This is a genomic window from Blautia liquoris (assembly GCF_015159595.1).
Lineage (GTDB): Bacteria > Bacillota > Clostridia > Lachnospirales > Lachnospiraceae > Novisyntrophococcus > Novisyntrophococcus liquoris.
On sequence record NZ_CP063304.1, the window covers coordinates 1,760,543 to 1,783,477 of the forward strand.

Below are 22,935 nucleotides of genomic sequence, written 5' to 3' on the forward strand. Positions count from 1 at the left end.
ATTTTGAATTCACAGATGTACGAAACACATATTTATGTGATTTGTAATAGAATCTATTGACTTAAGATTAATCAATTGAGGAGGTAACAAAATGGATTTAAACAAAATAAAAGAAGTTGCCCAGAATTATCAGGCTGATATGACGAAATTTTTGCGTGATATCGTAAAATTTCCAGGAGAGAGTGCCGGCGAAAAAGATCATGCAGAGAGAATCGCCGAAGAAATGCGTAAACTGGACTTCAACAAGGTCGAAATTGATCCCATGGGAAATGTCCTGGGATTCATGGGAACAGGTAAAACCCTGATCGCATTTGACGCTCATATTGACACTGTCGGCATTGGCAATAAGAAAAACTGGGACTTTGATCCTTATGAAGGATTCGAAAGTGAAACTGAAATCGGCGGACGTGGTGTATCTGATCAGCTGGGCGGAATTGTATCTGCTGTATACGGTGCAAGAATCATGAAAGATCTTGGATTATTGAATGATGAGTATACGGTTCTTGTCACAGGTACTGTTCAGGAAGAGGACTGTGACGGACTCTGCTGGCAGTATATCATTCACGAAGACAAGATTCGTCCGGAGTTTGTTGTCTCGACAGAGCCTACAGACGGCGGAATCTACCGCGGACAGCGCGGACGTATGGAGATCCGTATTGATGCAAAGGGTGTATCCTGCCATGGTTCAGCTCCGGAACGAGGAGACAACGCAATCTATAAGATGGCCGATATTCTTCAGGATGTACGTGCATTGAATGAAAATGATGCTGCTGATGACAAAGAAGTCAAGGGCCTTGTTAAGATGCTCGATGAAAAATACAACCCACAGTACAAAGAAGCAAACTTCCTGGGACGTGGAACTGTCACTACATCCGAGATCTTCTTCACATCTCCAAGCCGCTGTGCAGTTGCAGACTCCTGCTCTGTTTCTCTTGACCGTCGTATGACAGCCGGTGAGACCTGGGAGAGTTGTCTGGAGGAAATCCGCAATCTTCCAAGCGTTAAGAAATATGGAGATGATATCAAAGTGTCCATGTATGAGTACGCACGTCCTTCCTATAAAGGGCTGACATATCCCATCGAGTGCTATTTCCCGACATGGGTAATTCCACAAGACCACAAGGTAACCAAGGCTATGGAAGAGACTTATAAATCACTGTATGGTGAAAAACGTATCGGTTCTGAAGAAACTATCGATTCCAGAGTTGATCGTCCGCTTACAGACAAATGGACATTCTCTACGAATGGTGTGACAATCATGGGAAGAAATAATATTCCCTGCATCGGATTTGGACCTGGTGCTGAGGCTCAGGCACATGCTCCGAATGAAATCACATGGAAACAGGATCTTGTAACTTGTGCATCTGTTTACGCTGCACTTCCAACATTCTATTTCGATAAGTAATTAATACAGTACCTTGGTCAAAGGGTCATAACTTATATTCTATATCAAAAGTCGTGACCCTTTTACTAGCAATAAATATATTTAAAGGAGATTTTATATGAAAACATTGCAAGATTACATTGACAAACTGAACAAACTGAATTTTAAAGAAATGTACGAGAATGATTTTTTCCTGACATGGGAAAAGACAGATGATGAACTGGAAGCTGTATGGACGATTGCAGATGCATTCCGCTTTATGCGCGAAAACAACATCTCCACTAAGGTATTTGAAAGTGGTCTTGGAATATCACTTTTTCGTGATAACTCCACGAGAACACGTTTCTCTTTTGCTTCGGCCTGTAACCTGCTTGGCCTTGAAGTACAAGATCTGGATGAAGGAAAATCTCAGGTTGCCCATGGTGAAACAGTACGTGAGACAGCAAATATGATTTCCTTTATGGCTGATGTTATTGGTATCCGCGATGATATGTATATCGGAAAAGGTAATGCATATATGCATGAAGTTTCTGATGCAGTAAAACAAGGTCACGCCGACGGAATTCTTGAGCAGCGCCCGACTCTTGTAAGTCTGCAGTGTGATATTGACCATCCAACACAGTGTATGGCTGATATGCTTCATATCATCCATCATTTTGGTGGAGTTGAGAATCTCAAGGGCAAAAAACTTGCTATGTCATGGGCTTACTCTCCTTCTTATGGCAAACCACTCTCCGTTCCGCAGGGTGTCGTAGGTCTTATGACCCGTATGGGAATGGATGTTGTCCTGGCTCATCCCGAAGGATATGAAATCATGCCTGAGGTTGAGGAAGTTGCTAAAAAGAATGCCAGCAAATCCGGCGGATCTTTCCGTGTATCTCACGATATGAAAGATGCTTTCCAGGATGCTGATATCGTTTATCCAAAGAGCTGGGCTCCATTTGCTGCTATGGAAACTCGTACAGATCTTTATTCCAAAGGTGATCAGGCCGGTATTGATGAACTGGAAAAGAAACTTCTCGCACAGAACGCAGAGCACAAAGACTGGTGCTGTACAGAAGATCTGATGAAAACTACAAAAGACGGCAAAGCGCTCTACCTCCACTGCCTGCCGGCCGATATCAATGGTGTCAGCTGTGAAGAAGGTGAAGTCGAAGCTTCCGTATTCGATCGGTATCGTGATCCTCTTTACAAAGAAGCAAGCTACAAACCCTATGTGATTGCAGCCATGATTTTCTTAAGTAAATTTGAAAACCCACAGGAAGTACTCAAGAAATTGGAAGAACAGAAAACTCCCAGGATTTTTAAATAAAACAGAATAATAAGGTGAATAATATGAAAGATAAGAAGCGTATCGTCATTGCTCTTGGAGGAAATGCCCTCGGCAATACTCTTCCGGAGCAGATGGCAGCCGTTAAGACCACAGCCAAAGCAATTGTGGATCTGATCGAAGAAGGGTGTGAGGTCGTTGTCGTACATGGCAACGGTCCTCAAGTTGGCATGATTAACAATGCCATGGCGGCGCTCTCCAGAGAGAATCCAGAACAGCCCAACACTCCTCTCTCAGTTTGTGTTGCTATGAGCCAGGCCTATATTGGCTACGATCTGCAAAACGCACTGAGAGAAGAACTGTACAACCGTAATATTAAAAATATGCCGGTTTCAACTATGATCACCCAGGTTCGTGTAGATAAAGACGACTCTGCTTTTTCCAATCCGTCCAAACCTATTGGACATTTTATGACAAAGGAAGAAGCTGATCATGCAGAGAAGAATTATGATTATGTGATGAAAGAAGATTCCGGGCGTGGTTATCGCCGTGTGGTAGCCTCTCCCAAACCAGCAGAGATTATTGAGATCGATGCTATTCGTTCTCTGATGGAATCAGGACAGCTTGTTATCGCCTGCGGCGGCGGTGGAATCCCCGTAACTCGTGAAGGAAACCATCTAAGGGGAGCAAGTGCAGTAATTGACAAAGATTTTGCAAGTGAACTTCTTGCAGAGCAACTTGATGCAGACTTTCTGATCATACTGACCGCAGTAGAAAAAGTTGCAATTAACTTCGGAAAGCCGGAAGAGAAATGGCTGGATGACCTCGATTGTGGTACAGCAAAGAACTATATAGATCAGGGACAATTTGCTCCTGGATCTATGCTCCCAAAAGTACAGGCAGCTGTTACTTTTGCTGAATCAAAGCCAGGCAGAACCGCTTTAATTACTCTGTTGGAGAAAGCAAAAAAAGGCATCCTTGGAGAAACAGGAACCCGTATTCATCAGTAAAATATCTTAGAATGCGGATGTTTCTATTCTGGCATGACAGGTATGGCTGTGGAATTTGTGTTCCACAGGCCAAGTCTGTCATGCCTTTTGTAATTTTCAAACTGGAAAGAGAGAGAATAATGACTGAAACTACACAAAAGTTTAAGAAAAACGCATCACTCTTTGAAATGGAGGGAGTTCCCAAATTTTCACAAGCCCTGCCTCTGGCCTTACAGCATGTAATCGCTATGATCGTCGGGTGTATTACACCGGTAATAATTGTCAGCTCGTCAGCCGGCGTTTCCAACGAAACACAGGTAATTCTAATTCAGGCCGCACTTGTTTTTTCAGCGGTGTCAACTCTTCTGCAGTTGTTCCCGATTCATTTGTTTGGGCATAAGATTCAATTAGGATCAGGTCTTCCCGTGATTTTGGGGGTCAGTTTTGCCTATGTTCCAACGATGCAGTCAATTGCTTCTGAATCGGGCATCGGGACTGTTCTCGGCGGTCAGCTGGTAGGCGGCTTTATCGCCATTATTGCCGGTTTTCTCATGAAAAGGATACGCAAATTCTTTCCGCCAATTGTAACGGGAACTGTTGTATTTACCATTGGACTTTCTCTGTATCCTACAGCCGTTGCATATATGGCGGGCGGAAATGGAAGCAAAGATTTTGGTTCCTGGCAAAATTGGCTCGTAGCTTTAATCACGCTTGCTGTCGTCACACTGTTAAATCATTTCGGTAAAGGCGTGTGGAAACTTGCATCCATATTGATCGGTGTTGTTGCAGGGTATATTATCGCATACTTTTTTGGCATGGTTGATTTTACAAGCATCGGACAGGCCAGTGCTTTTCAGCTTCCGCACTTTCTGCCAATTAAACCGGAATTCGAGTTCTCGGCCTGTTTTGCATTCAGTGTCTTATTCCTGATTAACTCGATTCAGGCGCTTGGAGACTTCTCAGCCGTGACATCCGGAGGACTTGATCGTGAGCCTACTGACAAGGAGTTACAAGGGGGTATCGTAGGATTTGGAATTACGAATATGATCTCCGCTCTTTTCGGATGTCTCCCATCAAATCCTTATGGCCAGAATGTCGGCATTGTAACTACAACAAAGGTTGTCAATCGCTGCGTACTGGGTATCTCTGCACTGATACTTCTCATTGCAGGAATTATTCCAAAGTTCTCGGCAGTTCTCACTACGGTACCTTATTGCGTACTGGGGGGTGCTACTATCGGTGTCTTTGCTTCTATCGCAATGACTGGAATGAAGTTAGTCGCAGGATCCGGGATGGATTATCGAAGCACTTCCATCGTAGGGCTCTCAGCAGCACTCGGTGTTGGTATCTCTGAAGTAAATGGTTCCCTGGCTGCATTTCCTGCATGGGTTACCACGGTATTCGGAAAATCTCCAGTCGTAATCGCCACGATTGTGGCTGTACTGCTCAATATCATTATTCCAAAAGAGGATCATAAGGCAGACGAATCGAAAGAATAAATAAATACAATCGTAATATTCAAAAAAAAGAGAGATCCAAGAATGGTTAAATTCCTGGATCTCTCTTTTTTATAGTTCTACTTATAAACCTTCTGCATAACAGAACAGTTTAAAACAATTTTCTTCCGGATATATATTTGTGAACGACTCCCTCGTCACCAGACAAATAAAGGAACCTTTCCAGTCGATCTTTCAGATTCAGTTCCTGTGGATGAGGAATTTTACTCTCATCCAGAACCAGAAGATCTCCCTCATATCCTTCTTCAAAACTTCCCACTTTTCCGAAAAAGCTGCCTCCGCCCTTTGTACCCATAAAGAAAGCTTCCTCCATGGTGATCGGTTTCAGCTGATTACCAAGAAGCCGAAAGCGAAGCTTCGAGACTTGAATGGCATCCGTCATTGCACGAAAAATCGACAAATTCGCACCTCCAGCGACATCAGTTCCAAGACCGATATTCATGTCTTCATCAAGATAAAGACGGACAGGTGCAGCTCCGGAAGTCAGATTTTCATTCGACTGAGGACAATGGGCGATAAAAACACCTTTTTCTTTCATCAGTTTTATTTCTTCCGGAGAAGAATGCACGCAATGAGCCATAATAGTGGGCACGTCACCGCCAAACAAATCAAATCGGTTATAAGCATCTCCGTAGAATTTTGACTCCGGCATCAATTCCTTTACCCAGTCTATCTCACTTAAATTTTCAGACAGATGCGACTGAACAGGAACATGAAACTCCTTTTGAATTCTCGACAACATACTCATAAGTTCATCCGTACAGCTTGGAATAAATCTGGGCGTCAAAATCGGCTTCACATGCGGATAAGCATCCTGCGTCTTTGAAAGCCATTCGGCTGTGTCCATGGCTGATTTCATGGCACTTTCTTCGCAGAGATAATCCGGACTATTCCGATCCATATTTACTTTTCCGACATAAGCACTGATACCTGCATCACTTAGAAGCTGCATCAGAAGTTCGGTCGCCGGAATATGAATCGTCGCAAAAACGCTGGCTCTCGTAGTTCCACTCCGTTTCAGATCATCTGTAAAGATATTATAAGCCTTCCTGGCATAGTCGAGATCCTTATATTTACTCTCCTCCGGAAATGTATTGGTATCCAACCAGTCAAGCAGCTCCAGATCCATCTTCAGCCCACGAAATGCATACTGTGGAGCATGCACATGCAGATCAGTAAGTCCCGGAATAATCAGATGTCCGGTACAGTCCTCCATCCATGCACCTCGATACTGTTCTGGTATTTCATGAAAAACCCCTTTTACAAGCCCTCCCTCCAGGATTAGATAACTGTCAGCATATGTTTTAAGCGTATGCTTGTCAGTACTGTAACAGATATCACCCTTCAGAATTCTGGCTTCCTCTTGTTTTTGTTCCATCCCATCACCTCAATGTCAAACCTCAACCATACACTCAATCTCTACTTTTCCGCCTTTTGGAAGACCGGCAACTGCAAAACAGGAACGCGCCGGATTATTTCCTTCAAAATAATCGCCGTAAAGCTCATTAACTTTTGCGAAATCTCCCATATCTGCAAGGAAGATAGTTGTCTTAAGAACTTTTGATTTGTCTGTTTTGGCTTCCTTCATGATTGCGTCAAGATTCTTAAGAGAATTCTTTGCCTGCTCTTCTACGCTTTCCGGAAGATCTCCTGTTTTTGCATCAATACCAAGTTGTCCGGAAATAAATAGAATACCATTGCATTTCACAGCCTGTACATAAGGCCCAATTGCCGCGGGTGCTTCTTTTGTGTTAATAATTTCTTTTGCCATAATTAATCTCCTTTGTGTCCTTTTGGGACAGTAATCTAATTTTATGATCTATGCTTTCAGCTGTTGTTTAGCCTTGGCAAGATAACGGTAGACGGTCGGCTCACTCATCGCCATTTTATCGGCGATGAAACATACACTGCCTTTCAGCAGAAATGCTCCCTCTGCATAAAATTCATTGATAATCTCCTGCTTTTTCTGCTGAGAAGAAATATCAACATTAAGATATTTGTCCATCACAGTATGATATATACTCTTCAAAGCAGAATTGCCGGCATCTGAGAGAACTTCTCCTTCATAGTGAATCGCTCCCGGCTGATTCGCCGGTTTATCCTCACCTAGTCCAATACTGTCGATAAAACTCTTTAATTCCATAAATACCTCTACGTTGAAATTCACGCAGAGAGCACCGATCGCTGATCCGGATTTATCACGGATCAACATAGTCGAAGAAGTAAAAGGTTTTCCATCTTTTCCGGAAGCCTCATGCTGAACTATGTAATTTTTTCCATGTCCATGCGCTGCAGTATCGTCTTGCATCATCCTCATTGCGAGATTTGTCATCGGAGAACCGACAGTTCTTCCACTTTGAAAACCATTGGCAATCGCCACAACAGCATGTGCCGGATCCGTGAAATCATGGAGTACAATCTCATACTGTTTTCCCAGAGCTTTTCCCAAGAATTCTACTATCGCTACATAATGTTTTAATTCCTGATGCATGTCAGCCGTCCTTTCTTCTACTTTTCTAGTATACCATAGCGATAATGTATTATCAATAATATGAAAACTTTTTATCACAAAAGCTGAATTCCACAGGAATTCGCAACTTTAAGAGTCTCTTTTGGCCATACCGAACACTGCACCTCCCCGATATGTGCCTTTCTCAGGAAAAACATACAGATTCGGGACTGTCCAATTCCGCCGCCAATCGTGAGCGGAAGACGGTCATTAAGGACTGCCTTTTGAAAGTCAAGATCTGCCCGCTCCTGGCAGCTGCTTTTATCAAGCTGTTCTTTCAGACTTTTCGCATCAACACGAATTCCCATTGATGACAGCTCAAGTGCGATATCAAGGACAGGGTAGTATACGATAATATCTCCGTTCAGTCTCCAGTCGTCATAGTCCGGAGCCCGACCGTCATGCGGTTTTCCAGAAGAAAGCTTATCACCAATCTGCATAAGAAAAACTGCACCTTTTTCCTTCACAATCTGATATTCTCTCTCTTTTGGAGAAAGATCCGGATAGCGATCAAAAAGTTCCTGTGATGTGATAAAAAAGATATCCTCTGGCAGGAATTCTGTAATGTAATCGTACTGAATACTCATATATTTTTCCGTATGTTTCAGCGTTTTATAGATCTGTTTCACCGTACCCTTTAATGTGTCTATATTTCTGTCCTGCCTGGTTATGATTCTTTCCCAGTCCCACTGATCTACGTAAATAGAATGGATGTTGTCCAGTTCCTCGTCCCTTCGAATCGCATTCATGTCCGTATACAATCCCTCACCTGGTTTGAATCCATATTTTTTCAATGCATAGCGCTTCCATTTTGCCAGAGAATGTACGATCTGGGCATAAGCATGATCCGCATTCCTGATTTCGAATTCCACAGGTCTTTCAACTCCGTTTAGATTATCATTGAGACCCGTCTCCGGCCGCACAAAAAGTGGTGCTGTAACTCGAAGCAGATTCAGGCGTTTTACAAGTTCCTGTTGAAAAAAATCTTTTACGGTCTTAATCGCAGCCTGAGTCTCATGTAGACTAAGAGCCGATGCGTATTCCTGTGGAACTATTATTTCTACCATATTCTTACCTCTTCCATATTTTAATAAAAACAAAAAGGATTTTAGTTCAGATGTATCCCCTTCAATGCATCTGCAAATGCATTGTTAACTGGTTCTTGTGCTTCCCTCTTCTGTGCTTTCATATATTGTGCAACATCCTTTTTGGACACACCACCGCCTTCTTTTTTCCTTCGCTCCTTAAATTTATCCAATCTTTCTTTATGACCGCATATACAGATAAATGTTGCATCTTCACCATTTCCGTACAATTCCATCTTCTTATGACAGACAGGACATCTTGCATTCGAAGTACGCGAGATAACTTCCCGGTATCCACAATTTCGATCCTGACAGACAAGGAGTTTTGAATTCTTTCCTTTCACGGAAAGGAGGCGTTTTCCGCAGTTTGGACACTTTTTATTCGTCAGATTATCATGGTGATAACTTCCCTCCTCTTCCTTGATTTGGTTTACAAGATCCTTTGTATAATTCCTGATTTCGTCCGTAAACTTGTAACTTTTGAGATCTCCGCCAGCGATTGCAGAAAGTTTCATCTCCCAGCTGGCGGTGAGTTCCGGCCTCTTCAGATCCAAAGGGACCAATCTCAGGAGCTGCTTTGCTTTACTTGTGAGTATAATCTCATTTTCCTTTTTCTCCAGCAGAAATGTGTTGAACAATTTTTCAATAATATCTGCTCTGGTCGCGACAGTTCCCAGTCCTCCGGTTTCTCCCAGAGTCTTTGCCATCTTCGTATTCATTGATTCCATATAACGAACCGGATTTTCCATGGCGCTAAGCAGGGTTGCCTCTGTAAAACGCCTGGGCGGCTTTGTCTTTTGCGCCTGCACACGGATAACAGGATTCTCAAAGACTTCTCCTGGCTTAAGGAGCGGCAGATTTTGTTCCTTCAATCCATCTGTGTCCTCTTCGCTCTGTGTCGCCTCCGACTCATAAACCTCACGCCATCCCATCTTTATCATTCTTTTTCCTCTGGCCTGAAAGATCTCTCCTCCCAGATCTGCACTGATCATTGTCTCCTCATACACAACTGGGGGATACAACACACTTAAGAATCTGCGAACTACAAGATCATAGATTTTCCGTTCCTCCGAAGAAAGAGCCGCAAGATCTACAAATTGCTCAGTCGGAATAATCGCATGGTGATCCGAAACTTTGGCATCATTTACAAAGGACATTTTTTTCGAAAGTTTCGTCTGCTTTGCTTTTGATGCCAGACTTCGATACGGTCCCACGGATATAGCTTCGAGTCGTTCCGCAATCGTCGGAATAATATCCGCAGTCAGATAACGAGAATCTGTTCGGGGATATGTAAGTAATTTATATGTCTCATACAGACGCTGCATGATATTTAATGTCTGTTTTGCCGAATATCCAAAATGATTGTTCGCATCTCTCTGCAATTCCGTAAGATCATAGAGCAGTGGTGCAAACGTCTTTTTTTCTTTCTTATCGACTTTTGTAAGCTTCAAACTGCCCTCTTGTGCTTTCCTTTGAATGGATTCGCTTCTTTCTTTCGAAAATGTTCTGGCACTGTTGGTCTTTTGATCGATCCAGAGATACTTCACATGCCCGGCCTCAGCTGAAATCATATAATACGGTTTAGCTGTAAAAGAGCGGATCTCTTCTTCCCGTTTTTCAATCATGGCAAGTGTCGGTGTCTGTACTCTTCCACAGGAAAGTTGTGCATTATATTTGCATGTCAATGCACGCGTACAGTTGATTCCTACCAGCCAGTCTGCTTCTGCTCTGGAAACAGCAGCATGATAAAGATTGTCATACTCCCTCGCATCTTTTAGATGGGCAAATCCTTCCTGGATTGCTTTATCTGTCACCGAAGAGATCCACAGTCGTTTACATGGCTTTTGGTTATGAGCTTTATCCAGAATCCATCTGGCAACCAATTCACCTTCTCTTCCCGCATCCGTAGCGATAATTACCTGATTAATATCCCCTCTAAAGAGAAGCTTTGTAATCGCATGATATTGTTTCCCTGTCTTAGGTATCACTTTGATTTTAAGTTTATCAGGCATAATAGGAAGCATAGAAAGCTCCCATTCTTTATATTTCTTATTGTAGTCTTCCGGATCCTGCAATGTCACCAAATGTCCGAGGGCCCATGTTACGACATACTGGCTTCCCTCCATACATCCGTCACCTTTTTTCGAACAGTGCATAACCCGCGCAATATCACGCCCTACCGACGGTTTCTCAGCTATCACTAATGTTTTCATCTACATTAAATACCTTTCTATATCCGAAAAATAGCAGAGGAATAGTGCATGTCGCCATGACCATCCCTCAAAAATAACTCCCTGTCTGAAACTATGTTCCAACACTATTTCTTGTTTTCCAGGACTAATGTTGCAACTTCCTTTTCGTTATACTGGGATGAAATAATCCCACCGTCTGAAAGTCTGGAGTAGACTCCCTTAAAACTTCCATTATATACATATAGTCCCGACATATTGGTATAAGTTTTAAATTTCGCATCATCCTCTGTGAAAGAGATGTTTTCAGTTCTGTATGGGGGACAATATTCCTGATAGATATATCCCTGATTGATATTTTCTCTTACAATCGCCAGCCATTCTTCTTCGCTGAAGTCAATTCCCGCAAACACTCCTTTTGATGCATAGGAATCAAGCGGCTTGATAATCCACCTGTTCTTATCTTCAGTCACCTGATTCACATCAAAGAAGTGATCATCAAGAAGGTTTGTATAAGGAATATGTTCATTTACAAATAGCTGCTCCTCTCTGGTCAGAAGGCTTAAAGTGGGCTCCTCACGCAGCACCTTAAAAAGCCATTTATTGTGAATAATCTGCGTACAAAAAGATCCCATAATACAGACATCCTGGTTTTTGACAGCCTCTGTGAAATCTCGCACTTCATCGTAATGGGCCATGATATCTGTAGTAACAGCTCTTCGATAGATGAGATCAACCGGGATATTAGATGGTGAATATAACACATGATCTCGATATTTCATCTTTGTAATCTCACAAACCTCACAGTCGTAGCCATACTTTTGAAAACGCTTTTTAAATTCCTCAAACTCCGTAACTGAACCATTGTCAAGAAAATCCACAATTGCAATATAAGGTTTCTCAACTTTCTTTTCATACGTATCATACAAGGATAAGGAAGTTTCCACCCAGCTGTCAAAAAGTTCAAACGATTTAAACTGATATTTTTCCTTCATCTGAACATGAGCCGGATTCAACTCTAAAGCCTGATTGAGCAGTCTATCCTCATTCATCGCGCTGGTTCCGTCCGTATTAATCTCACAGAATTTAAACGAATGGTCATCTTCATTAAAAAAGATATCAAATCTTGCAATTGGAAGAAGACTGTCATAGAGATTCGGAACAAGGATCAACTTTTCAAGTTCCCTGGAAAATGGAAATAATTTTCTATATTCGGGGTTATCTAAATATTCCCGAATCACCTTTGTGAAGATACTGTAGGTTATCTTGACAATATTTTGAAAGATACGAATGGTATCTTCTGAAAACACTTTCGGTATCTGAAGCGTATGAACCCGAAGACGCCCATGATAGTAGGCGGGTGAATTCATAAGAAAGTCCTTCACAGACTGCGCAGCCTTTTCACTTTCTTCCATATGTTCTTCTATATACGATTTATACTCTTCTTGTATTGATTCCAATATTAACTCCTTTTTCAGTAAAATGTCTGTTAAATTTTTTATAATTCATTCTTTTGATATTTTGCAGCTAATGTAGTCTTTTCATCCACCAGACTGAAAAAGGGATCCAAAAGCTCCTCTTCTCCGTTTTTGAGGTGAGTCTTTGCAAGCGTTAACAGTTCCAGGAAAAACTGATCCGCCAGAACACCATAAATTTCCCCTTGATAGCCATCTTTGCAAAGAGACTGATCTGCTCTTTGTATATCCCGGATTGTTACATGATACCGGGAAAGTAGAATTTCTGAAACTTGTTTATCAAAGAAAATTCCCTTAATAAAAGCCAGATAAGCCATCATATATTCGGCAGGTATACTATCAGCACCGCGAATTTCAACATAGTTCTTAAGTCTGACATCCAGAAAAGTCATAGAGATGATATGATCTACGTCCTCAAGACTAAGTAGCCTCTCATCCCAGATATCACAGACACGATCCTCACCACAATAAACAAAGTTGTCACCCTCCGGTTTCATAATCGGGGGCAGATTCCACAGATATTCGGCGTACGTATGGAAACCGAAATCTTCGTCAAAAAGTCCTTTGGGAATTCCACAGCGTTTCGGGTCTACATTGTCCCAGATTTCTGTGCGTGCCAGATGTTCGGAGTACGGATTCCCCTCAAAAATCGGTGAATTGTCTGTCAAAAATTTGATGGCAGGCATAATCAGATATGCCGTCCGATACTTACGAACAAAATCCTCTTCACTGCAGTAATCGATGGATATCTGTGTTGCCGCAGTTCCCCTCATCATGTTTCTTCCTCTGGTACCGGAAGTCTTAAAATACTGATCCATGAAGCGATATCTCTGTTTCGGAATCAAAGGCAGATTATTCACCTTGCTTTTGGGCTGATATCCAATATTTAATATTTCATATCCCTCTTGTTGAAGATATGGCTGTAAAATCTTAAGAAAACTATGATAAATTTTCATGATTGTCCGGATATCTTCTCTTGGAGCAATACTGATCTCAAATTGACAAGCCGGCTCCAGACTTATTGAATAATCTGCATTGGACAATCCCAAAAGACTGTCCTGCTCATAATAGAAATGAGGATAATAGGGCTTCAGCTGATCAAGCAGCCAGCCTATCCCATGTTTCTCGTAATAAGTTACAGCTTCCAAAGTATCTTTATGCACGATGATATGCTCAATCTCCATGCCAAGTTTCTGAATACAATTCATCTTGCATCCATTACGAAAATGTTCTTCCAGAATCTTCAGATTCTGCTGCTTAAAATAACTGTTCACCATTGCTCCTTTTTGATCTGTAATTTTTTTAAAAAAACAGTTGATTTATTTTGAAAATAAGGTATAATATTCATTGTGCGTTGCACAAGCCGAAATAGCTCAGTTGGCAGAGCGCTTCACTCGTAATGAAGAGGTCGTCAGTTCGAATCTGATTTTCGGCTTTATTTTTTTGTCTTAAGACTCCCCTTTGTGTCATGTATCAGTGATATACTAATTATGACCCTTATCATCTAATATACCATAGACACGCTGATTTATCAAATTGAATTTTGATGGTCAATGATGACTTCACAGCATATGTTAAGATAAGAGAACAAATGTATAAAGGATGGTACGAAATTGGCAATACAGGTATTTATAGACCAGGGACACAACCCAAGCGGTGTCAATGCAGGGGCCGAGGGATTCGGCTATAGAGAACAGGATATCACATATATGGTAGGAAGATATTTGGCTGATATTATGGCAGACGATTCAAGATTTGAGGTCATGCTTTCAAGGCCCACCCCAGAAACATCCCTTGGAACAAGTAACGCTACCAGTTTAATGGAACGAGTGAATATGGCAAATGAATGGCCTGCCGATTATTTTATCAGCATACACGTGAATTCCAATCCAAACCCTGCCGTAAACGGAAGCGAAGTATATGTATATGAGTTTGATGATGTGGCATCTGCTCTTGCCGAACAGATACTTCTGGAGATCGTAAGAAGAACCGGCACGAAAAATAATGGTGTCCGTGAAAATCCCTCACTCTATGTTTTAAGACGTACGCAGATGCCTGCAGTCTTAGTTGAACTAGGTTATATTTCAAACGAAGATGATGTGCAAAAGCTGGTAAACGATCAGTATCAATTTGCATATGCAATCTACGTAGGGCTGTTAAATTATCTGGAACTTCCTCAGATTCTCTAGAAAACCACCTGTTGTTTCCCTGTTGCCTTGGGTTCACGGTCCTGCTCTGCATAAAGTATGAAAACGCAGACCCTGAGCCCATTATTTTTCAAAAGACAATATTACTGTTTTTTAGTTCCCCTGTTATCACGTTTTGCCAGTTTCAATCGGTTGAGAGACAATTTCTTATCCTTGTAGTCTATCTTATATTCTATTCGGTTTGCCAGGAGATAGCCATGGCTGATAAAATCATCTTTACCAAGCCGCATTCCCCGAACTCCAATAGCAGTTTTTTTCTTTTCAGGCACTTCATTAGCAAGAAACCGTAAGAAATATCCCTCTTCACTTTGCAGGACAAGATAATCACTTTCATCGAAGATCCCCACAAGTATCAGGCGATCGTCGTCATCTGCCAGTTTCGTTGCTGCTATTGTTTTCTTTGACACATTGAATTCAGAACCTTTTACAACCTTGCACATACTGTTTCGAGAGACGAATATCAATTCCCTGTCTGTAATATTCTTAAGATTTGAGACAAATACCATTTGCTCTTTCGAACTGTCATATTTGCAGATGTTGTCAATCGGTATTCCCTTGTCCCTGAACTTGCCGCAAGGCAGGTCCAGCACCTTGAATGAATGCATCTTTCCAAGATCGGTGAATATACATATTTTATCCGTATTCATGCAGGAAAATATGAATTTATTCTCAGTATCCGCTGACTCTTTATTCCTCTCATATGTTGCACAGTCAATGGTTTTCGCGTATCCAAAACGATCCATGAGGAAGACAATCTCTGTTTCTTCTATCTCAGCTTCTTTCAAAACAATTTCTTCTGAATTTTCGATCTTCGTTCTTCGTTTTCTTCCAAACTCTTTCTTAATTGAATCTAGATCATCCATTATTACAGAAGCCATAGAGTCGTAATTGTTTAATATATCTTCGTAACGACTGATTCTCGCAAGTGTCTCATCATGTTCTTTTATCAGCGCTTCCAGTTCCAGACCGATCAAACGGTATAAACGCATTTCCAATATTGCCTGTGCCTGTCTGGTTGTAAATATCAACTTTTTGGCAGCTTTCTCACTGGATTTTGTCTTAAACTTAATACCTTCTGTTTTTCCCATAGTCAGGCATTCTTTTACCTGCTTCTGGCTCTTACTTCCTCGAAGGATCTCGATAATCAGATCAATCACATCGTATGCCTTAATCAGGCCTTCCTGGACTTCTTTTTTATCCATCTCTTTCGCCAGAAGATTCTGATATTTTCTGGTACAGGTCTCAAATTGAAAGTCGACATGATGTTCTATGATTTTCTTTAAGCTTAAGACCTCCGGGCGGCCATCTGTCACAGCAAGCATATTGACTCCAAAGGTATCCTCAAGCCTTGTTTTCTTGTAGAGAAGGCTAGTAAGATATTCGATGTCAGCTCCCTTTCTGAGCTCCAGAACAATTCGGATCCCCTCTTTTGATGACTGATTAGATATGTCAATAATATCGGAGGTTTTTTTAGAATCTACCAGATTTGCAACATCATTTAAAAATTTACCAATGTTTGCGCCGATCATCGTATAAGGGATTTCGGTGATTACAAAATATTGTTTTCCCGCTTTTCCTTTTTCTATGGATATTTTCCCTCTGATCTTGATCTTGCCGCTCCCGCTCTCATAGATCTGTTCCAATTCATCTTTATTTGCAATGACTCCCCCTGTCGGAAAATCGGGTCCCTTGATATATTTCATCAGTTCCCTTGTGGTGATATTCTGGTCCTTCATATAGGCTTTGACTGCATCCGCCACTTCACCGAGATTATGAGGTGGTATGTTTGTAGCCATACCTACGGCAATTCCATCCGCACCGTTCACAAGAAGGTTCGGAATTCTCACTGGCAGAACTTCCGGCTCCTTTTCTGTCTCATCAAAGTTCGGTATAAAATCAATAACATCTTTATCCATATCTTTAAGATAGACTTCCTGCGTGATTTTTTCCAGTCTGGCCTCAGTATAACGCATGGCAGCCGCTCCGTCTCCCTCTATAGAGCCAAAGTTGCCGTGTCCATCTACCAGTGTCCTGCCCTTTTTGAAGTCCTGTGCCAACACAACAAGAGCCTCATAGATCGAACTGTCACCGTGAGGGTGGTATTTCCCCATGGTGTCACCGACAATTCTGGCACATTTGCGGTACGGCCTGTCGTAGAATATGCCGAGTTCCTGCATATCATACAAGGTCCTTCTCTGTACCGGTTTTAATCCATCTCTCACATCAGGAAGTGCACGTGCAACAATCACACTCATGGCATAGTCGATATATGATTTCTGCATCAGCTCGGAATATTCTGTTTTTATAATCTGCTCATCCATTTTTAATGCTTAACCTTTCTTCTATATATCTAGTTCTGCGTCTCTTGCATGCTCATAGATAAATTCTCTTCTTGGAGGAACATCGCTGCCCATCAGGGTCTCTGTCACATCAGAGGCAAGCCTGGCATCTTCAATTTCTATCTGCTTTAAAAGTCTGGTCTTCGGGTTCAGAGTTGTCTCCCATAACTGGCTGGCATCCATCTCACCTAAACCTTTATATCTCTGAAGACTAAACTTCGTGTTTTTATGGCTTTTTCTGTAGTGTTCCAGGGCCTTATCATCATACAGATACTCTTCTTCTCCTTTCGAGGGCATTACCTTATAAAGAGGAGGCATGGCAACATAAACGTGTCCTTCATAGATGAGTTCCGGCATGAATCGATAAAACAAAGTCAGCAGCAATGTAGAGATATGTGCACCATCCACATCGGCATCCGCCATAATGATAATCTTATGGTATCGCAGCTTACTGATATCAAAATCATTTCCGTATCCTTCTGAGAAACCGCACCCAAAAGCGTTGATCATAGTCTTGATCTCTGCATTAGCCAAAACTTTGTCAATGGTGGCCTTTTCCACATTCAATATTTTTCCGCGGATCGGCATAATAGCCTGATAATTTCGGTTTCTGGCCATCTTTGCAGAACCGCCGGCAGAATCCCCCTCGACAATGAAGATCTCGCATTTAGACGGATCTCTGCTTTCACAGTTTGCCAGTTTTCCGTTCGAATCAAAGGAATACTTCTGTTTTGTGAGCATATTTGTCTTGGCTTTCTCTTCCGTCTTCCGAATCTTAGCGGAACGCTGGGCACAGGCCAGAACATCTTTTAAGACTTCCAGATTTCGGTCAAAATAAAGCACTGTTTCCTCACCGGTAACTTTGCTTGAAGCTTTCAAAGCGTCTTGATTATCAAGCTTGGTCTTGGTCTGGCCTTCGAATCTGGGATCCGGATGTTTAATTGAAATCACCGCTGTCATCCCATTGCGGATATCAGCTCCTGTAAAATTTGGATCCTTATCTTTTAGTATCCCAAGTTCTCGTGCATAATTATTCATGACAACTGTAAACTGTGTCTTAAAACCAGTCAGATGTGTTCCGCCTTCTGCGTTAAAGATATTATTGCAGAAACCGAGCACATTCTCCTGAAATTCATTGATATACTGAAAAGCAATCTCAACCGTAATACCTTCACTCTCTCCTTGAAAATAAATAACATCATGGATGGGTTCTTTCTTTTTATTCAAATCTTTGACATAACCCCTGATTCCATCCGGTTCATGGAATATAAACTCCTCTTCGCAGCCTTTTCTCCTGTCTGCGAATTCAATGATCAGATTTGGATTCAGATAAGCAGTCTCATGAAGACGAGATTTTACTTCCGCCGATGAGAAAATGATTTTTTCGAATATTTCAGAATCCGGGAGAAAATTCACGCGTGTTCCGGTCTCTTTTGTTTTTCCGATTTTTGGAAGAAGACCATTCTTAAGTTCCAATTTCGGAACCCCTTTTTCATAGTAATCATGGTGAATATATCCATCCAGGCTGATTTTAATATCAAGATAACTGGATAGAGCATTTACCACAGATGAACCAACTCCGTGGAGCCCACCGCTTGTCTTATATGCCTTATTATCAAACTTTCCTCCTGCATGAAGCGTGGTAAATACCAGTCGCTCCGCCGAAACACCTTTTTTATGCATTCCGACCGGTATGCCTCGGCCGTTATCATTTACTGTACAAGAGCCATCTGCCTCAAGTATTACTTCTATTTTATCGCAGTAGCCGGCAAGGTGCTCGTCCACAGCGTTGTCCACGATTTCATATATCAGATGATTTAATCCTTTTTTCGTTGTACTGCCAATATACATACCGGGCCTTTTTCTGACCGCTTCCAGCCCTTCCAATACCGATATACTGCTGGCATCATATATTCCTTTTGCCATAATATCACCCTTACTTTTTTATGTTATGATGCAGGCGTCAAAAGGTATTTTGACGCTAATGATACAAGGGCATTATAGTGCCCCTCGGGACATTATAACACCCTCAAATGGAATCTTGCAAGTTATTAAAAGGATTTAACAGCACATTTGTTCTGGTGTCAGTCTTTGATCTCCCAGTCCTGACCCAAACAGCTGATATCTATAATCTCTTCTTTCTCTCTCTCGTCTTTTAAAGAATCACGGAATCTTTTGACCGTATCATACCTCTCCCACAGATGCATAGGGAAGATGGCCCTGCACTTTACATGTTCCATGAAATATCGAATTCCCATATCATAATTATCTCCCAGTCTGGGATCCAGCGGGAGAAATGCAAGATCGACAGGAATATTCTCAAGTTTATCAATTTCACTTTCAAACCTGCTGATCATATTATTTCTGTCCGCTTTCGTGTCCTCATCCCAGATCCAACAGTTTAAATCGCCGGCATGGAAAACATAATGACCTTTGTATTTCACAAGAAAAGAGACGCCGCAGTCCGTGGAATCAAAAGTCCCGACTTCGAGTCGAAGTTCTCCTGATACAGGTAAGTTAAGCTCTTCATCCACTTTAAGGAACTTAATCTTCGCCGCAGTATCGTCCGGCAAAGACAGCTTGATTACTTTCCTTCTGATATCAGAAGACAAGATATAACTTACCTGCTCATACTCTGAAAACAGATTAAAAATCTCCGGGTTAAAATGATCCTCATGAACATGGCTTGCAAACACAAACAGAGGTTTCCTTTTGTCCCATTCGGGAACCGCTCCCTTATAATAATCGAAAACCCAGACGCATTCCTCCCACTCAACTGCAAATCCACTGTGCTGTATATAAGTAACTTTCATACTAATCTCCTCATCTGGTTTCTCGTGTAACTATTCGTGTTCTGCTAAAGGTTCATTCAGTTCTTCTGTCCCGGGAAGGACAAATCTTCCCTTTTCAATTATCTTATCTCTGGTACCGTCTTTTCGAATTACCTCTATCAGACCAAGTTCATCATAGGGGATCGTGATATCTGTGTGACATCCGAAGTAGGCAAGGTTTACATCCTTTTTACGGAGCAGGGATCTCTCGTTGTCTCTGGCTATGATCTCTTTCCCATCCGGGTTATAGACAGCCGTATCCTCCTGCCAGCTGTAGCAGGTATCACCAAACGCAAAATGCGGACCTGTCTTTTCTGCAATCAGAATTGGCAGTTTGTCCTCAATGTGATAGGTTCTGGCCATCCGGTAAGCTGTCGTATTCGTTCCAATTGCAAACTCCCCCATAGGAATGGTATCGTGATGAAAAAGAATATTTTCCTCGATATATCTTCGGTTCTCACCCTCATCATCAAAATTTTTACAACTATAGTCTGATATCATCCCATCCTTTACCTGGATCGTCAGATCCACATAGTTTAATTCATTTAGAAAGACTTTACTTACATTTAACACACCGTCTGTTCCCTTCAAAATCGGAGATGTGAAGACTTCGCCGACAGGAATGTTCACATCAGCCACGCAATTTTCGAAATTCGTCTGTCTCGAAGGGTCTGTCAACTCATGGAATGAAATCGTGATGTCTGTTCGATTACCGTTCATACCGACAACATGTGCACATACACCCAAGTCAAGTACCTCAATGATAGACTGTTGGATTCTCTGATATTTTTTATAATCCAGGGTATTGACTTTCACAGTCTCTTCAAAGATTTTCTCAAAATCTGCCCCAATTTCAGGAACCGGATAGGCAATGATGGTAAAGCTTCTCTCCTCACCTATAATATAGCGATTCACAATCTGCCCCGCTTCATTGTCGTACAGAACCTGAAGCTTTTGCTGTTCCACAGAAAGAGTCAGAGCATCCTTGCAGCTTACCGGTTCAAACGGTTTCTCCCCGAAGATCTCCATAACGGCAGGACCGCCGTGCCGGGCAGCCTTTTCCTTCTGATTTTCATATGCGTTTTGAAGAGCACGAAGCTTTCTCTGGATCAATGCCTTATCGATAAAAAGGGCAGCATCATTTTTGTGGTCAAATTCAAACTGCTGGTTCGGGACAGCCCCATAATAGCCATTCTTCCCTTTTTGGTTCTTTTGCATAATATGAGATGCCGTGCGGTATATCGTGGGTTTAAGACCCATGTCCGCAAACTGTCTTATCGCACACCTCACAATTCGCTCAAACCCCAGCGTGTATCTGATATTAACGGTCTTTTTCTTCTCCAAAGGCTTATTCTCAACGAGAAATCCCGTTCGATAGCCTTCCGTAAAGGTCAAAGCCATCGCCTCAATTTCTTCTTCAGGAAGTGTATTCAAAAAAGCTGCTGTCGTTTCCTCGTTCTTCGTCACATATTCACCGAATTGATAGAGGTATCTCAGATCTGTAAGATCGGAATTCATAATAATATCGACAGCAAAATTACATGCCGGATCTACTGTTCCATCCACACTCTGCTGCATCAATTCATCTGCATAATCGCTCATATAGTAATAGATGCTCTCTCTTAAATACTTTTCCCTCGGGTATGCATCCGTTTCAAATTCCTGATAAATTTCGAGAAACAATTCCATGCCTATTGTCATATCCCAGATTCGCTGCTCATATGCATATACAACCGTTCCCCGCAATTCTGTATAAAGCATACTTAAGATCTGACCGTAATCTCGTCCTAGTATCTTGACAGCATAACCGGGATTTCCGTAGCTGTTTTCATAATTTCCAGGTAATAACTCTTCGTAAAGCCCTCTGTTATACGCGCGGAGATCCTCAAGTGTCATATCATCAAAGATGTTCTCTTTTACGTTCGAAAACAGTTCGTCCATCTGAATCAAAAATCCTGCTTCCCGACAGAAAAAGTCTCGAAATAACGGCTCAGTCTCTGGATTTATATATATCTCACGAATACGCCCGATGGCAAGTTCATATCGCTGTGTTACAAAATCATCTTTGTTTTCTTCCATCTAACATTTCTCCTTTTTCATCTCTATCATAGGGGGCAAAGTGTATTTTGACGCTAATGATACTGCAACTTGATTATGAGATTCCGGTTAAAAATAGTGCAAGCCAGAGGACAGCCAGAATTCCACTGGCCATCGATCCAATGGTACTATACCTGTGATTGACGTTCTTCTCAGAAAAGCTTTGAATTCCAAGATAGAATCCATACGCCGACAGCAAGAATGAAAACAGTCCCATAGCTCCCAAAAACGTTCCGCCATTTCCCTTCATGACTAAAGATATGACCGCACCTGCAAGAAGGAGTGCAAGCGATATACCCGCCGCCACTATGGACTCCCATCCCTTTTTTGATTTTATGTCCGGTTCCAGTGAATATTTATATTTTTTCAAAAATCACCCTCCTGATTCTATTGCAGACAGCAAAGATAAGATAGCCAAGTGCTGCACCCGCTGTATTTAAAAGAAGATCATCGACATCAAAACACCCGACTTTAAACACAAGTTGTAAGGTCTCGACGATAAGACTTAATGTGAATCCCAGTAGAGTCACCAGCGAAAATCTTTTAAGTCTTTGGTGCATGACTGGGAGAATAAATCCAAAGGGAAGAAATCCGATCACATTGCCAGATATATTCAAAAAGGCCGAAAGCATTCCCACCTTGTCCCGATATACCCAAAATCTTCGGATTTCTTTAAATAAAATCAGGTTATAGCGATATCCCTGTGTCTGCATCGCTCTCCTGCCATACTCTTCTGAAAGAAAGAGAAAATATACAAGTGCCAGTATATATATCAGAAACACTATGCGTCCAAACAGACGAATCGCACTTTTAGTCGCTGTTCTCAAAGATCATAACCCCTTCATGTTTGTTCGTACTCCCGTATTCAGTCATATTAGAATGTAATTTCTCTTTTTTGTTTCAGGAGTCTGGCACCGCTTACAATCATAAGGATTCCTGTCGCAATGCCACTCACAAGTGTAATAATACCAAGCGCAATATTTCCTGCTCCGACAGATTTCATAATCTTATATGTTTTTTCATTCATAATAATCAACTCCCTT

19 protein-coding genes and 1 tRNA gene are annotated in these 22,935 nt (G+C 41.7%); 6 read left to right on the plus strand and 14 right to left on the minus strand.

All coding sequences use genetic code 11. The annotated features are described in order from the left end of the window. Positions 1-91: 91 nt before the first annotated feature. The 4 genes from INP51_RS08115 (at position 92) to INP51_RS08130 (ending at position 5,142) form a co-directional block, all read left to right on the plus strand. The gene (locus INP51_RS08115) at positions 92-1,405 is read left to right on the plus strand and encodes a YgeY family selenium metabolism-linked hydrolase (RefSeq protein WP_193734385.1); all 1,314 of its coding nucleotides are present in this window, start codon (positions 92-94) and stop codon (positions 1,403-1,405) included. A 97-nt stretch (positions 1,406-1,502) separates the two neighbouring features. Continuing rightward, complete coding sequence (gene ygeW / locus INP51_RS08120) at positions 1,503-2,696, plus strand: knotted carbamoyltransferase YgeW (RefSeq protein WP_193734386.1); 1,194 nt, start codon at positions 1,503-1,505, stop codon at positions 2,694-2,696. A 23-nt stretch (positions 2,697-2,719) separates the two neighbouring features. After that, positions 2,720-3,664 carry a carbamate kinase gene (arcC, locus tag INP51_RS08125; RefSeq protein WP_193734387.1) on the plus strand — a complete coding sequence of 315 codons (945 nt, stop codon included), beginning with the start codon at positions 2,720-2,722 and terminating at the stop codon, positions 3,662-3,664. 119 nt (positions 3,665-3,783) lie between these two features. Next, complete coding sequence (locus tag INP51_RS08130) at positions 3,784-5,142, plus strand: uracil-xanthine permease family protein (RefSeq protein WP_193734388.1); 1,359 nt, start codon at positions 3,784-3,786, stop codon at positions 5,140-5,142. Between the two features lie 109 nt (positions 5,143-5,251). Here INP51_RS08130 and INP51_RS08135 read toward each other — a convergent pair whose 3' ends face one another. The 7 genes from INP51_RS08135 to INP51_RS08165 all read right to left on the minus strand — a co-directional run bounded on the left by INP51_RS08135 (position 5,252) and on the right by INP51_RS08165 (position 13,695). Further along, the gene (locus INP51_RS08135) at positions 5,252-6,538 is read right to left on the minus strand and encodes an amidohydrolase family protein (protein ID WP_193734389.1); all 1,287 of its coding nucleotides are present in this window, start codon (positions 6,536-6,538) and stop codon (positions 5,252-5,254) included. Positions 6,539-6,553: 15 nt separating this feature from the next. Then, positions 6,554-6,931 carry a RidA family protein gene (locus INP51_RS08140; protein ID WP_193734390.1) on the minus strand — a complete coding sequence of 126 codons (378 nt, stop codon included), beginning with the start codon at positions 6,929-6,931 and terminating at the stop codon, positions 6,554-6,556. Positions 6,932-6,979: 48 nt separating this feature from the next. Continuing rightward, positions 6,980-7,651 (minus strand): helix-turn-helix transcriptional regulator, encoded by a 672-nt coding sequence (locus tag INP51_RS08145; protein ID WP_193734391.1) that lies wholly within the window; start codon positions 7,649-7,651, stop codon positions 6,980-6,982. Between the two features lie 74 nt (positions 7,652-7,725). After that, the gene (asnA, locus tag INP51_RS08150) at positions 7,726-8,736 is read right to left on the minus strand and encodes an aspartate--ammonia ligase (RefSeq protein ID WP_193734392.1); all 1,011 of its coding nucleotides are present in this window, start codon (positions 8,734-8,736) and stop codon (positions 7,726-7,728) included. Between the two features lie 41 nt (positions 8,737-8,777). Continuing rightward, positions 8,778-10,967 carry a DNA topoisomerase III gene (locus INP51_RS08155; protein ID WP_193734393.1) on the minus strand — a complete coding sequence of 730 codons (2,190 nt, stop codon included), beginning with the start codon at positions 10,965-10,967 and terminating at the stop codon, positions 8,778-8,780. Between the two features lie 104 nt (positions 10,968-11,071). Continuing rightward, positions 11,072-12,403, minus strand: a complete 1,332-nt coding sequence (locus INP51_RS08160; protein WP_193734394.1) for an ATP-grasp domain-containing protein — start codon at positions 12,401-12,403, stop codon at positions 11,072-11,074. Between the two features lie 38 nt (positions 12,404-12,441). Then, a complete protein-coding gene (locus INP51_RS08165; protein ID WP_193734395.1) occupies positions 12,442-13,695 on the minus strand; it encodes a glutamate-cysteine ligase family protein in 1,254 nt (417 codons plus the stop codon). Positions 13,696-13,780: 85 nt separating this feature from the next. Here INP51_RS08165 and INP51_RS08170 point away from each other — a divergent pair. Beyond that, positions 13,781-13,853, plus strand: a tRNA-Thr gene (locus INP51_RS08170). Between the two features lie 178 nt (positions 13,854-14,031). Beyond that, positions 14,032-14,607, plus strand: a complete 576-nt coding sequence (locus tag INP51_RS08175; RefSeq protein ID WP_193734396.1) for an N-acetylmuramoyl-L-alanine amidase family protein — start codon at positions 14,032-14,034, stop codon at positions 14,605-14,607. 101 nt (positions 14,608-14,708) lie between these two features. On the opposite strand, the gene INP51_RS08180 is transcribed toward INP51_RS08175, so the two are convergent. From INP51_RS08180 to INP51_RS08210, 7 genes are all read right to left on the minus strand, one after another. After that, positions 14,709-16,946 carry a DNA gyrase/topoisomerase IV subunit A gene (locus tag INP51_RS08180; RefSeq protein WP_193734397.1) on the minus strand — a complete coding sequence of 746 codons (2,238 nt, stop codon included), beginning with the start codon at positions 16,944-16,946 and terminating at the stop codon, positions 14,709-14,711. Positions 16,947-16,967: 21 nt separating this feature from the next. Then, the gene (locus INP51_RS08185) at positions 16,968-18,890 is read right to left on the minus strand and encodes a DNA gyrase/topoisomerase IV subunit B (RefSeq protein WP_193734398.1); all 1,923 of its coding nucleotides are present in this window, start codon (positions 18,888-18,890) and stop codon (positions 16,968-16,970) included. Positions 18,891-19,048: 158 nt separating this feature from the next. Beyond that, a complete protein-coding gene (locus tag INP51_RS08190) occupies positions 19,049-19,777 on the minus strand; it encodes an MBL fold metallo-hydrolase (protein ID WP_193734399.1) in 729 nt (242 codons plus the stop codon). 30 nt (positions 19,778-19,807) lie between these two features. Beyond that, on the minus strand, positions 19,808-21,874 hold the full coding sequence (locus INP51_RS08195; RefSeq protein WP_193734400.1) for an aminopeptidase: 2,067 nt from the start codon (positions 21,872-21,874) through the stop codon (positions 19,808-19,810). Between the two features lie 73 nt (positions 21,875-21,947). Continuing rightward, positions 21,948-22,262, minus strand: a complete 315-nt coding sequence (locus INP51_RS08200; RefSeq protein ID WP_193734401.1) for a hypothetical protein — start codon at positions 22,260-22,262, stop codon at positions 21,948-21,950. Then, a complete protein-coding gene (locus INP51_RS08205) occupies positions 22,249-22,719 on the minus strand; it encodes a VanZ family protein (protein WP_193734402.1) in 471 nt (156 codons plus the stop codon). Before INP51_RS08205 ends, INP51_RS08200 begins: the two co-directional genes overlap by 14 nt. A gap of 47 nt (positions 22,720-22,766) precedes the next feature. Then, positions 22,767-22,919 carry a hypothetical protein gene (locus INP51_RS08210; protein ID WP_193734403.1) on the minus strand — a complete coding sequence of 51 codons (153 nt, stop codon included), beginning with the start codon at positions 22,917-22,919 and terminating at the stop codon, positions 22,767-22,769. Between the last annotated feature and the right edge of the window lie 16 nt (positions 22,920-22,935).

Excerpts from the sequence above, each read along its gene's own strand:
- INP51_RS08210 (WP_193734403.1), bottom strand. The coding sequence starts at position 22,919 with ATGAATGAAAAAACATATAAGATTATGAAATCTGTCGGAGCAGGAAAT.
- INP51_RS08165 (WP_193734395.1), bottom strand. The coding sequence starts at position 13,695 with ATGGTGAACAGTTATTTTAAGCAGCAGAATCTGAAGATTCTGGAAGAA.
- arcC (WP_193734387.1), top strand. The coding sequence starts at position 2,720 with ATGAAAGATAAGAAGCGTATCGTCATTGCTCTTGGAGGAAATGCCCTC.
- INP51_RS08185 (WP_193734398.1), bottom strand. The coding sequence starts at position 18,890 with ATGGCAAAAGGAATATATGATGCCAGCAGTATATCGGTATTGGAAGGG.
- INP51_RS08130 (WP_193734388.1), top strand. The coding sequence starts at position 3,784 with ATGACTGAAACTACACAAAAGTTTAAGAAAAACGCATCACTCTTTGAA.
- INP51_RS08115 (WP_193734385.1), top strand. The coding sequence starts at position 92 with ATGGATTTAAACAAAATAAAAGAAGTTGCCCAGAATTATCAGGCTGAT.
- INP51_RS08140 (WP_193734390.1), bottom strand. The coding sequence starts at position 6,931 with ATGGCAAAAGAAATTATTAACACAAAAGAAGCACCCGCGGCAATTGGG.
- INP51_RS08145 (WP_193734391.1), bottom strand. The coding sequence starts at position 7,651 with ATGCATCAGGAATTAAAACATTATGTAGCGATAGTAGAATTCTTGGGA.
- INP51_RS08180 (WP_193734397.1), bottom strand. The coding sequence starts at position 16,946 with ATGGATGAGCAGATTATAAAAACAGAATATTCCGAGCTGATGCAGAAA.
- INP51_RS08190 (WP_193734399.1), bottom strand. The coding sequence starts at position 19,777 with ATGAAAGTTACTTATATACAGCACAGTGGATTTGCAGTTGAGTGGGAG.
- asnA (WP_193734392.1), bottom strand. The coding sequence starts at position 8,736 with ATGGTAGAAATAATAGTTCCACAGGAATACGCATCGGCTCTTAGTCTA.
- INP51_RS08155 (WP_193734393.1), bottom strand. The coding sequence starts at position 10,967 with ATGAAAACATTAGTGATAGCTGAGAAACCGTCGGTAGGGCGTGATATT.
- INP51_RS08135 (WP_193734389.1), bottom strand. The coding sequence starts at position 6,538 with ATGGAACAAAAACAAGAGGAAGCCAGAATTCTGAAGGGTGATATCTGT.
- INP51_RS08195 (WP_193734400.1), bottom strand. The coding sequence starts at position 21,874 with ATGGAAGAAAACAAAGATGATTTTGTAACACAGCGATATGAACTTGCC.
- ygeW (WP_193734386.1), top strand. The coding sequence starts at position 1,503 with ATGAAAACATTGCAAGATTACATTGACAAACTGAACAAACTGAATTTT.